The sequence below is a fragment of the Herbaspirillum rhizosphaerae genome (assembly GCF_001189965.1).
Taxonomy (GTDB): Bacteria; Pseudomonadota; Gammaproteobacteria; order Burkholderiales; family Burkholderiaceae_D; genus Herbaspirillum; species Herbaspirillum rhizosphaerae.
Map to the genome: position 1 here is coordinate 223,524 of NZ_LFLU01000003.1, position 11,106 is coordinate 234,629.

General features: G+C 61.4%; 13 protein-coding genes. 6 read left to right on the forward strand and 7 right to left on the reverse strand.

The window, feature by feature from the left end; genetic code table 11:
• Positions 1-10 precede the first annotated feature (10 nt).
• The 3 genes from AKL25_RS06475 to AKL25_RS06485 form a co-directional block, all read right to left on the reverse strand.
• Positions 11-958, reverse strand: a complete 948-nt coding sequence (locus AKL25_RS06475; RefSeq protein WP_083444595.1) for a dienelactone hydrolase family protein — start codon at positions 956-958, stop codon at positions 11-13.
• Between the two features lie 17 nt (positions 959-975).
• A complete protein-coding gene (locus AKL25_RS06480) occupies positions 976-1,725 on the reverse strand; it encodes a MipA/OmpV family protein (protein ID WP_050476822.1) in 750 nt (249 codons plus the stop codon).
• A 77-nt stretch (positions 1,726-1,802) separates the two neighbouring features.
• Positions 1,803-2,273 carry a winged helix-turn-helix transcriptional regulator gene (locus AKL25_RS06485; protein ID WP_050476823.1) on the reverse strand — a complete coding sequence of 157 codons (471 nt, stop codon included), beginning with the start codon at positions 2,271-2,273 and terminating at the stop codon, positions 1,803-1,805.
• Positions 2,274-2,440: 167 nt separating this feature from the next.
• On the opposite strand from AKL25_RS06485, the gene AKL25_RS06490 reads away from it, so the two are divergent.
• Positions 2,441-3,658: an MFS transporter gene (locus tag AKL25_RS06490; protein WP_420840701.1), complete on the forward strand. Its 1,218-nt coding sequence runs from the start codon at positions 2,441-2,443 to the stop codon at positions 3,656-3,658.
• Between the two features lie 3 nt (positions 3,659-3,661).
• Here AKL25_RS06490 and AKL25_RS06495 read toward each other — a convergent pair whose 3' ends face one another.
• Positions 3,662-4,360, reverse strand: a complete 699-nt coding sequence (locus tag AKL25_RS06495) for a S24 family peptidase (protein ID WP_240475664.1) — start codon at positions 4,358-4,360, stop codon at positions 3,662-3,664.
• An 86-nt stretch (positions 4,361-4,446) separates the two neighbouring features.
• Between AKL25_RS06495 and AKL25_RS06500 the strand changes: the two genes are divergently transcribed.
• Both AKL25_RS06500 and AKL25_RS06505 read left to right on the forward strand, forming a co-directional pair.
• On the forward strand, positions 4,447-4,686 hold the full coding sequence (locus AKL25_RS06500) for a transcriptional regulator (protein ID WP_050476825.1): 240 nt from the start codon (positions 4,447-4,449) through the stop codon (positions 4,684-4,686).
• Positions 4,687-4,776: 90 nt separating this feature from the next.
• Positions 4,777-5,514, forward strand: coding sequence for a hypothetical protein (locus tag AKL25_RS06505; protein WP_157050515.1), 738 nt, complete (start codon positions 4,777-4,779; stop codon positions 5,512-5,514).
• A gap of 111 nt (positions 5,515-5,625) precedes the next feature.
• Here the strand turns inward: AKL25_RS06505 and AKL25_RS06510 are convergent, their stop codons facing one another.
• Positions 5,626-7,149, reverse strand: coding sequence for a leucyl aminopeptidase (locus AKL25_RS06510; protein WP_050476827.1), 1,524 nt, complete (start codon positions 7,147-7,149; stop codon positions 5,626-5,628).
• 126 nt (positions 7,150-7,275) lie between these two features.
• Here AKL25_RS06510 and lptF point away from each other — a divergent pair, with 126 nt between their 5' ends.
• The 3 genes from lptF to AKL25_RS06525 are packed head-to-tail and all read left to right on the forward strand — an operon-like array spanning position 7,276 to position 9,913.
• Entirely contained in the window at positions 7,276-8,403 is a 1,128-nt protein-coding gene (gene lptF, locus AKL25_RS06515; RefSeq protein WP_050476828.1) for an LPS export ABC transporter permease LptF, read from the forward strand.
• Positions 8,403-9,536, forward strand: coding sequence for an LPS export ABC transporter permease LptG (gene lptG / locus AKL25_RS06520; RefSeq protein ID WP_050476829.1), 1,134 nt, complete (start codon positions 8,403-8,405; stop codon positions 9,534-9,536). Before lptF ends, lptG begins: the two co-directional genes overlap by 1 nt.
• Before the next feature lie 5 nt (positions 9,537-9,541).
• Entirely contained in the window at positions 9,542-9,913 is a 372-nt protein-coding gene (locus AKL25_RS06525) for a sirohydrochlorin chelatase (RefSeq protein WP_050476977.1), read from the forward strand.
• Between the two features lie 4 nt (positions 9,914-9,917).
• On the opposite strand, the gene AKL25_RS06530 is transcribed toward AKL25_RS06525, so the two are convergent.
• Both AKL25_RS06530 and cobA read right to left on the reverse strand, forming a co-directional pair.
• Complete coding sequence (locus AKL25_RS06530; RefSeq protein WP_050476830.1) at positions 9,918-10,289, reverse strand: tRNA-binding protein; 372 nt, start codon at positions 10,287-10,289, stop codon at positions 9,918-9,920.
• A gap of 50 nt (positions 10,290-10,339) precedes the next feature.
• Positions 10,340-11,089: a uroporphyrinogen-III C-methyltransferase gene (gene cobA / locus AKL25_RS06535; RefSeq protein ID WP_050476831.1), complete on the reverse strand. Its 750-nt coding sequence runs from the start codon at positions 11,087-11,089 to the stop codon at positions 10,340-10,342.
• Positions 11,090-11,106: the final 17 nt, after the last annotated feature.

The following is an 11,106-nucleotide window of genomic DNA, read 5'->3' on the forward strand; positions in this document are numbered from 1 at the left end:
AACGGCGCGACTATTCGTCTTTGCCGGCCGGTTTTGCAGGCAGCGCTTCGAGCAACGATGCGGCGCGTTGCAAGATATCTTCTTGCGCGGCTCGGTTCTCTGCAACCGATTGTCGCGCCCGGCCGGGATCGTCGAAGTCGTGCGTCGCGCCGGGATATTCAGTCATGCTGACCAGCTTGTTCGGATCGTTCGCAGGCATGACGCTGAGGCAATTGCGCGGCGACACCTCTTCATCGTTTTCGGCAAGAAAAACCCAGACTTCGGTGTCGCTGCGATAGCGCCTGGTGAGCAGCGAGCGTGCGCCGCAGCCCGGATACAGCACCAGCGCGGCGCGAAAGCGCAAGGGCGCGGCCGATGACTGCCCCTGCGCCTGGCGATACATCACATTGAGCGCCGTGCTGCCGCCATTGGACCAGCCTTGCAGCATGATTCGTTCCTTCTGCACATCGTCGCGCGCCGCCAGATAGGCGAGGGCGCCTTCGGCATCCAGCGGGCGCACCGTCATCTCGTTGACGGCCTGGCGTTCGGGCAGGTCATGCGAGTTGCGGCCATAGCCATGGGCGCGGCCGCGCGGGCCGAAGCTGTCGACGTGCAGGGCGAGGTAGCCGCGGCTGGACCAGTATTCTCCCCACATCTTGTGCCGTTGCGAGAGCGTGCCTGCATTGCAGGGCGAAGTCATGTCGCGGCCGACGCGTGCGCATTTGGCGTTGACGATGCTGGAGTAGGGGCCGCCGCGACCGTGCAGCATGACGATGGCGGGACGCCTGGGATGCGGTATGGCGCTGTCGCCGGGCGGCTGGAACAGATAGCCCACCAGTTCGGTGCCGTCTCCCGAGGGGAAGTAGACCGTGGCGGGCGGCGCGGCGAATGCGATCGTCGGCAGGTTCCAGAGCAGCGCCGCCAGCGTTGCAATGGCGGCTCTCAGGATGGTGTTCCGACGGAAGGTTGCGTGTTGCATCCGTATCGCGCAGCGGATTACTTGAAGTGATAGTTGATCGCGACCAGCCCCATGTTTTCGGTGCTGTGATTGATGATCGGGCTGTTGGCGATGCCGTTGCCCAGCCACTTGCGGCGGAAGGTGATGTTGCCTACCCAGTTTTCGGCGATCGGCATTTCAATGGTCAGGCCGAGCATGGGCGTGGTCGATGCGCCGGCATGGTATTCGCGGAAACCGCTGGCAGTGGATTCCGAGGCCGTGACGCCGTAGAAATAGTCGTTATAGGAGGCGCTGCGGCGTTCGATGCCCACCTGCGGATAGATGTGCGCGCGGCCGACGTCGACCTGTGCGGCGTAGATGGCTTCCAGCAGCGTGCCGTGCGACTTGTTGACGTCATAGAAGGCGTTCAGGAAGAAGGCGCCGAAACGGGTTTCCTGCAAGGTGCCGATACCGATCGGGACCGAGTTGGAGCGGCGGTTCAGTCCGCGCTCGGCATCCATGTGGTCGAAATTGACGCGCGCCGCCAGTTCGAGATAGCCAGCGCCCATCTTCACGGTCTTGAAGCCGAAGGTGTCCAGGCGGGCGAAGAAGCGTTTGTAATCGAAGTAGGCGTAAGGCAGCACGGAGGTCTTGTCGCTCTTGCCGAGGATGTTGCGCTCCAGGCGGAACACGCCGGGGCCGATGTCGCCGGTCAGATGATCGGGCAGGCCGGCATCGGGAGCGGCTTCTTGCGCGCACGCATGGCCGGCCAGCGACAGGAGCAGCGTGCAGAGCAAAGTTTTGTTCATGGTTGACTTTCTTGTTGATGAAACCGGAAAGCCCGGTTTCTCTGTTCTGTTATTGAAGCGGACCGCGCAGTTCCGCTTTATTGTGCTTTGGCTTCGGCGCGCTTGGCTTTTCTTTTGATGACGGTGTCTTCCGGTTTCAGGGGCTTGCCGTCGCAGGTGTGCAATTTTATCTTGGGTACGGGTTTGCCGCTGTCGCGTTCGACCATCGGCGCGCAGGCTTCGCCTTTCTTGAACAGATGGCCTTCGCCCCATTGGCGCAGGCCCAGCACCACCGTGAATAACTCCTTGCCTTTGGCGGTGAGGATGTATTCCTGATAGGCGCTGCCGTCCGAGGCCGGTACGACCGTCATGATGTCGGCCTCGACCAGGTCGCGCAGGCGCGTGGAGAGGATGTTCTTGGCCACGCCCAGGCTTTTCTGGAACTCGCCGAAACGCCGCATGCCGTCGAAGGCGTCGCGGATGATCAGCAGCGCCCAGCGGTCGCCGACGACGTCGATGGATCGCGCCACCGGACAGGGATCGCTCTTCAGACTTTTCCGCTTTGCCATTGTTTTGCTGCTTCCTCATGCATGTCCAATGGTTGCATTTTAGAACTCGCTCACCTACACTTCAACTGGTTTTAATTTGAAACTACATTGACTCTGCGCAAATCGCGCCGACAGAAGGGGGATACATGGCCGGAAACCAGGGAGATGCAGGGACTTGTTCAGCGGATATGGCAGGCGCCCGTCATGGCGCCGGGAGCCTCGCTGCAAGTCATGCGGCATCCATGCCGCGCGCCATGGTGTGGCTGTTTGCCATGGCTTGCGGCGTGAGCGTGGCCAACGTGTACTACGCCCAGCCCTTGCTGGATGCCTTTGCCGCGGAATTCGGCTTTACCCAGGCGGCAGTCGGCGTAGTCATTACGGCAACACAGGCCGGTTCTGCGCTGGCGCTGATTCTGCTGGTGCCGCTGGGCGATCTGCTGGACCGGCGCCGCCTGACGCTGACGCAGCTGTCGCTGCTGCTGGTCGCGCTGGTCGGCGTCGGACTGGCTTCTTCACCTGCTTTGCTACTGCTCGGCATGCTGATCGTCGGGATGCTGGGTACCGCCATGACGCAGGGATTGATTGCGTATGCAGCCGTGCTGGCGGCGCCTGAGCAGCGCGGGCGCGTGGTCGGCACGGCACAGGCGGGGGTGGTGGTCGGTCTGCTGCTGGCGCGGACCATGGCGGGGCTGGTCGCGGATGTCGCCGGTTGGCGCATGGTGTATTTCGTCTCGGCGGCGCTGGCCGCACTGATGCTGGCGCTGCTGCAGGGGCGGTTGCCGCAGCGGGGCTTGCTGGTCGAACGCCTGTCTTATCCGCAGTTGCTGGGATCGATGGCGGTCCTGCTGTGGCGCGACCGGGTGCTGCAACTGCGCGGCGTCATCGCCATGTTGATGTTTGCCGTGTTCAGCATCTTCTGGAGCGCCCTGGTGTTGCCGTTGCGCGCGCCGCCCTATGCACTCTCGCATGCGGCCATCGGCGCATTCGGCCTGATCGGCGTCGTCGGCACGCTGGGCGCCGCGCGCGCCGGAAAACTGGCGGACAAGGGGCGGGGGCAGTGGACCAGCGGTGCGGCGCTGATCTTGCTGCTGTTGTCCTGGCTGCCCCTGGCGATGCTACCGTACAGCCTGTGGGCGCTGGCGGCCGGTATCGTGGCGCTGGATCTTGCGGCGCAGGCGATTCATGTCACCAATCAGAGCATGATCTTTCGCGCCAATACCGGCTCGCACAGCCGGCTGGTGGCGTGTTACATGATTTTTTACGCGGTCGGCAGCGGCGCCGGTGCGGTCTTGTCGACCTCGGCGTTCGCGCTGTGGGGTTGGATGGGCGTTTGTGCACTGGGCGCGGGCGTCAGCCTGCTGGCCTTGCTGTTCTGGGCCTGGAGCTTGCGCCATATGCCGCGCTGATCCTCAGAGTTGTTCGCTGGCCATCAGGATGACGCGGCCGATGACTGCGTCTTTCTTTTCGTCGAATTCCTGGCGTTGATATTGTTTGCGGCTGGTGTTGTCCGAAGTCAGATACCAGCGGCCGAAGTCCAGCGCCATGCGCTTGATGACGGCTTCGCCATGGCAATTGACGAGGTACACGGCGTTGTCCAGGATGCCGGTATCGGCCGTATTGACCACAACCACGTCGCCGACTTTGAGCACCGGCGCCATGCTGGCGTCCGTGACGCTGATCGCCATCAGTTTGTCGGCGGACAGCTGGCGCTCCTCGAACCACTCCGGGGGAAATCGCCAGTCGCAGAGCGTCGGACTGACGGCCGTCGATTTGAGGCGTGTCGAACCGGGCGTCAGTTTCAGGCTGACCTGGCTGATTGCAATCGATCCGGCTATCCGCACATCTGCCGCCGCAAGTCGCTGAGATGCATACTGCACAGCGCTTTCGCCCGCGGCCAGGAGGTCGAAATACAAATCCGCAAGGCCGAGTTTGCTTTCCAGTACGCGCGCTGCCTTTTCGCCGAAACTCTGGCCGTCCCGATACGACGACGAGAGCAGTTGCGCCAGGCGCGATTCGCTCATCTCCGCCGCATCGCAAAAGGTCTTGCGGTCACCGCCGTAGTGGTCGGCAATGAGTGTCTGCAGCCGGCGGCGTCGATGTTCATGCATGTTCATGTCGGCATTTGAACGCATATTTAGCATTTGGTAAATTAGCTTTTGCTTGACTTGTGTGTAGCAAATGCTAAATTATCAATATGACACTGATTGCCTATCTCAATTCTTTACCGCCGGGAAAGCGCCGCGAACTTGCCGCACGTTGCGGTACGTCGTTCGAATACCTGCGCCAGATCGGCTACGGCAATCGGCCTTGTTCCCCTCTGATTGCGGTTTGCCTGGAGCGCGAATCGCAGGGCGTGATCACGCGCAAGATGCTGTTTCCCGATGACTGGAACAAGCTTTGGCCGGAGCTGGGAGGTGAGGAGATGGATGGCTGAATCTCATTTCCATGTTGATTTTCCTGAACCTGTTCTGACTGACGCCAAGATTTTTCTTCCCGTTTTTTGTGCCCGCTGATGTTCTCGCTCATGTCCCTGTTTTTCACAGCGCTGTGCCGTACTCCCGGAGCCTATGCGGCACAGGTGGCCTCACTGTTGCAGTTGTTTCCACGCGACGGGCGCGTTCCCGGAGCGGCGGCGCTGGCGCTGTTGTTGCTGGCGGCCGTGGCGATGGCGGTATTGCCGGCGATTTTTTACTGGCAATACAGGAATCGGCGCTGGTGGCCGCTGGCGACAGGACTGACGGCGTTCATTCTGATGCAGGACTACCTGATGCGGCAGGACAAAGGCAGTCTCGGTGAGACTTTTATCGGTGCGACGACCTTGTTCGGTTGTTTGTATCTTCCCCTCGTTGCCCTGTGGGAGGGCAATCGCCGTCTCGCCCGCATCATCGCCGGCGACGCTGCCGCATTGCCTTTGCATGCGTCCGAGCGCCTGATCCTGGTCGCCCTGGCGATACCGGTGCATCTGTTTTTGTTCATCGTCGTCAATGTCCTGGATATCCTTGACGCCCGGCTTTTGCAGCGCGGCGACGATGTTGTGAAATGCCTGTTCAGCTTCGCTCAGCCGGTCAATTTGCAGGCCTATCGCGATACGTTGACCATGCTGTTGGCCGCCGCGCCGGTGCTGTTGCTGGCGACGATGTTGGCGGCCTGGTTGCGCCGGCGGCGAAGCAATGACCTCGCGATGCCGTGGCAGCTGTATTGTGCGGCGTTGCCGGGGGTGTTGTGCAGCGGCCTGCTGCTGGCCTCGCTGTTCATGCGCTAGCGGGACATCGATGCCGGACGCCGGTATCAGATGGAATGGCGATGCCGATAAAAAAAGCCGTCATCGCAGAGATGACGGCTTCGCAAGTTACCGCGTCAGACGCTGTGAAACTTATGCGCGCGCTTTTTGCGCCTTCTTCGCCTGGTTCAGCAAGAACGTCGTCAGCAGCGGCACAGGACGGCCGCTGGCGCCCTTGGTCGCGCCGCCGCGCCATGCGGTGCCGGCGATGTCCAGATGCGCCCAGGTGTACTTCTTGGTGAAGCGTTCCAGGAAGCAGGCGGCGGTGACGCTGCCTGCCGGTTGACCGCCGATGTTGGCGATGTCGGCGAAGTTGGACTTCAGCTGTTCCTGATAAACATCCTGGATCGGCATGCGCCATGCGGTGTCGCCGCTGGTCTTGCCGGCTGCCAGCAATTCGTTGGCGAGCGCATCGTGGGCGTCGTCTTCGCGTGTGAACAGGCCGGAGTTGTGATGGCCCAGCGCCACCACGCAAGCACCTGTCAGCGTGGCGATATCGACCACGGCCGCCGGCTTGAAGCGTTCCACATAGGTCAGCGCATCGCACAGGATCAGGCGGCCTTCAGCATCGGTGTTCAACACTTCGATGGTCTGGCCCGACATCGAGGTCACGATGTCGCCCGGCTTGGTGGCGCGGCCCGACGGCATGTTTTCGCAGGTAGGGATGACGCCGATCACGTTGAGCTTCAGCTGCAGCTCGGCGATGGCGCGGAAGGTGCCCAGCACCGAAGCGGCGCCGCACATGTCGTACTTCATCTCGTCCATGGCTGCGCCCGGCTTGAGCGAAATGCCGCCGGTATCGAAGGTGATGCCTTTGCCGACCAGCACGGTCGGGGCTTCCTTGGCCTTGCCGCCCATGTGCTTGAGCACGATGAATTTCGGCGGCTCGTCGCTGCCGTTGGTGACCGACAGGAAGCTGCCCATCTTGAGCGCTTCCAGTTGCTTGCGGTCGAGCACTTCGACGCCCAGCTTGTATTCCTTGGCCAGCTTCTTCGCCGTATTGGCGAGGTAGGTCGGGGTGCAGACATTGCCCGGCAGGTTGGCCAGGTCCTTGCTCAGTTCCATGCCGTTGGCCAGCGCCACGGCTTCCGCCAGGCCGGTCTTGGCGGCGGCCGTCGCGGTGGCGGAGACGCCGACGGCGATCTTCTTGACGCCGGTCGGAGCAGGATCTTTCTTGCTCTTCATGGCGTCAGAGCGGTAATTGTTGTCGCGTGCAGCCAGCACCAGGGCGCGGATGGCCCAGGCAGCGTCGCGGCCCTTGATCTTGTCCAGCGGCAGCACGACCAGCGCATCGTTGGCGCCGACGGTTGTCAGCGCGCGCACGGCGGCTTGCGTTGCAGAGGAGAAACTTTTGTCTGCGATCTCTTCATCGGCGCCCAGGCCGACCAGCAGCACGCGTTCTGCGGCGACGCCGGTCAGGCCGCGCAGCAGCAGGGTGGTGCCGGGTTTGCCGGTGATGTCGCCGGATTTGAGCGCGCTGGCGATTGCGCCCATCTTGTCCAATGCTTGTGCAGCCGGTGTCAGCTTGCGGTTTTCAAAGACGCCAACCACGAGCGTGCCGGTCTTGGCAGCGGTGACGGAGGTTTTTGCGTCCAATGTTTTTATGCTAAAGTCCATCGCTTGTCCTTAGTTTGCTGTTTCGCTTCGTCTTCAGCAGTATTTGCTTCGGATTCTGCTTCATGTTTTTGCTTCGTTTTTTGTTTCATTTCCTGCTTCATTGACCCTTGTGATTATAAGCCCCGAATGATTTTTGAGCGCGCTCTTCGACGCGAATTGATGAGCACCGCCGGCGCAGTGTTCACAACGCTATTTACCATCATCCTCACCGTGATGCTGATCAAGATCCTCGGTCAGGCGGCCGGCGGACAGGTCAACTCGCAGGACGTGCTCGCGCTGATCGGTTTCCAGGCGCTGAACTACATGCCCATCATCCTGATCCTCACCGGCTTCATCTCGGTGCTGCTCGTTGTCACTCGCAGCTATCAGGATTCCGAAATGGTGGTCTGGTTCGCCTGCGGCCTGAGCCTGACGCGCTGGATCAAGCCGGTGCTGCGTTTCGGCTGGCCGATCATCCTGCTCACCGGCATCCTGAGCTTTGTCGCGACGCCCTGGGCCAACCAGCAAAGCGCGCAGTTCCGCGAACGGTTTGAAAAGCGCGAAGACATCGCCCGCGTTTCACCCGGCAAATTCCAGGAGTCGGCAACGGCCAACCGCATCTTCTTCGTCGAAGGTATTTCCGGCGACGCCAGCAAGGTCAAGAACATTTTCGTGAACACCTTCCGCGACGGCAAGAACAGTATCGTGGTCGCCAAAGAAGGCGAGATGGAAGTCGACAAGGATGGTGAAAAATTCGTCGTCATGAGCAAAGGCCGGCGCTACGACGGCGTGCCGACGCAACCCGATTTCCAGATGGTGGAATTCGAACGCTACGGCCTGCTGGTCGGCGGCCAGTCCCAGGCCGCAGCCGGCGAGAAATCGGTGCGGGCATTGCAAAGCTGGGACCTGCTGATGCAAAACAACAGCTTCAGCCGGGGCGAGATGCTGTGGCGCATGGCCTTGCCGCTGATGGCGCTGACGCTGATCCTGCTGGCGATTCCGCTGTCCTTCGTCAACCCGCGCGCGGGCCGCTCCATCGGCCTGCTGGTTGCGTTGCTGCTGTTCGTCGTCTATAGCAATACCGTCAGCGTGTTCCAGTCGTCGGTGGGACAAAACCGCATCTCGTTCATGCTGGGATGGTGGCCGCCGCATCTGGTGGTGGCGCTGATCGTGGTCGCGTTGTTCTTCTGGCGGCTGAAGGTCAACAGCCGCTATCACCCGGCCGTCCTGTGGTCCGGCATGCGCCGTGCGCTTACTCTGAAACGGCAGGGCTGATGAGAGTCTTACAACGTTATATCACCGCCGAGATCGTGCGCTCGGTGGCCTTTGCACTGGCTGCTTTTCTGGCGCTGTTTGCTTTCTTTGAACTGATGGGGCAGCTGGAAGCGGTCGGCCGCAACGGCTACCAATTGCAAACCGCGTTGCTGTATGTGGCAATGGGTTTGCCGGGCAACGTCTATGAACTGATGCCGACAGCGGTGCTGATCGGCACTATCTATGCCTTGGCGCAATTCGCCGCCAATTCGGAGTTCACCATCATGCGCGTGTCCAGCATGTCGACGCGCATGACTGCCAAAGCCCTGGCCAAGATCGGCTTGGGCTTCGCCATTTTCACGATCTTGTTCGGGGAACTGGTTGCTCCGAAAACGACCGAGTTCGGCGAGAAGCTCAAACTGCAGGCGCAAGGTTCTTCGCTGTCGCAACAATTCCGCTCCGGTCTGTGGGCCAAGGACGTGATCAAAGACGCCGGTCTCGAAGGCAATGTCATCGGCACGCGCTTTCTGAACATCCAGCGCATGACGCCTGACGGCATGCTGGAAGGCGTGAAGATCTACGAGCTGGACAAGGATTTCCACATGTCCGACATGATCGTTGCCGCGCGCGGCGATTATCAGGGCGATCATGTGTGGCAACTGACCGACGTGCAGAAGACGACTTTCATCACCGACAACAAGGCCAGCGCGATCACCTCGCCGATCACGACCAGCAAGAACAAGACGATCACCTTCGTTTCCGAGGTGACGCCGGAAATTCTGTCGGTGCTGTTTGCCGATCCGGACCGCATGTCGGCCTACGATTTGCGCGCTTACACCAAGCATCTGGAAGCCAACAACCAGCGCACCGAGCGCTATGAAATCGCGTTCTGGAAAAAGGTTGTCTATCCGCTGTCGATCTTCGTCATGATGGCGCTGGCGTTGCCGTTTGCGTATCTGCATTTCCGCGCCGGCGGCGTCAGCCTGAAGATCTTTACCGGCATCATGATCGGCGTCAGCTTCCAGCTGATCAACAATCTGTTCTCGCATCTGGGGCTGCTCAACAGCTGGCCGGCGCTGTTGACGGCGGCCTTGCCGAGCACCTTGTTCATGCTCATGGCGATTGTCGCGCTGCGCTGGGTTGAACGGCGTTGACCACGATGAAAAAATCGCTGATCCTGTTCGCGCACGGCGCCCGCGATCCCAATTGGGCCGAGCCGTTTCGCCGCCTGCGCGCGCTGACGCAGGCCAGCCTGCCGGAGGTGGCGGTAGAGCTGGCTTTTCTGGAATTGATGACGCCGGACTTGCCGCAGCTCGCCGCGCAACAGATTGCCGACGGCGCGCAGCAGGTGACGATCGTACCGGTGTTCTTGGGGCAGGGCGGACATGTCCGGCGCGATTTGCCGGTACTGGTTGAACAACTGCAGCAAGCACACCCCGGCATCCGATTTCAGGTGGCGGAAGCGGCCGGCGAAGATGCCGGCGTGCTGCAGGCATTGGCGAACTACTGCATCGCCAAAGTCGGTTCTTGATCGATCAGAACAAACGCGAACCGTCAGGCACGGCCTGATCGGGCGCGAACAACACCACTTCTCCCCGGGCATCCGGGAATCCCAGCGTCAACACTTCCGACATGAACTTGCCGATCTGCCGCGGCGGAAAATTGACCACGGCCGCCACTTGCTTGCCCACCAGTTGATCAGGCTGATAGTGCGCCGTGATCTGCGCGCTGCTTTGCTTGATGCCGATGGCCGGTCCGAAGTCGATCTTCAGCTTGTAGGCCGGTTTGCGGGCTTCAGGGAAGGCATCGGCGGAGATGACGGTGCCGATGCGGATATCGACCTTGAGGAAATCGTCGAAGGCGATCGGTGCGGCGGCGGGGGCGCTGGAGTCGTGTAACAGGTGCATGGGATGTGCTCAGAGAAATAAGCGTCGTTGCAGGGCGGTTCAGCTGCTGTTCAGTTGCGGTTGGCCAGCGCTTCTCCGATCATGACCAGCACCGGGCCGCTGCACTGGGTCAGGCCCTGTTCCAGCGTGCCGAGTTCCAGATCGAGGATGCGCTCGTTGTCGCGGCTGCAATTTTCCACTACCACCACCGGCGTCGTCCGGGCATACCCGAGCGACAGCAGGCGTTGCGCCGTCGCCGTCGCTTCGCGGCCGCCCATGTATTGCACCAGGGTGTCGCCGTTGGGCATGATGAATTCGCCCGGTTCGTCCGGCGCCGTGCTGGAGGTGAACAGGGACACGCTGCGGGCGATGCCGCGTTTGGTCAGCGGGCGCTGCGCCGACGATGCGGCTGCCAGCGCGGCGGTGATGCCTGGGACGATTTCGTAAGCAATATTCTGGCTGTCGAGCGCGCGCAATTCTTCATCGGCGCGGCCGAACAGCATCGGGTCGCCGCCTTTCAGGCGCACCACCAGGCGGTACTGGTGCGCACATTCGATCAGGCGTTCATTGATGACTTGCTGCGCAGTGGAGCGCTGGCCGCTGCGTTTGCCGACGGAGATCTTGACGGCTTGCGGGCACAGCTCCAGCATCTCTTCGGTGACCAGCGCATCGTGCAGGACGACATCGGCCTGGGCAAGCAGACGCGCCCCCCGCACGGTGATCAGGTCGGCTGCGCCGGGACCGGCGCCGATCAGATAGACCTTGCCGATGGGCTGGACGGATACAGGAGGCGTTGACAGATTGGCTGGGGCTGAGCTCATACGAAAAAATGAAAAAG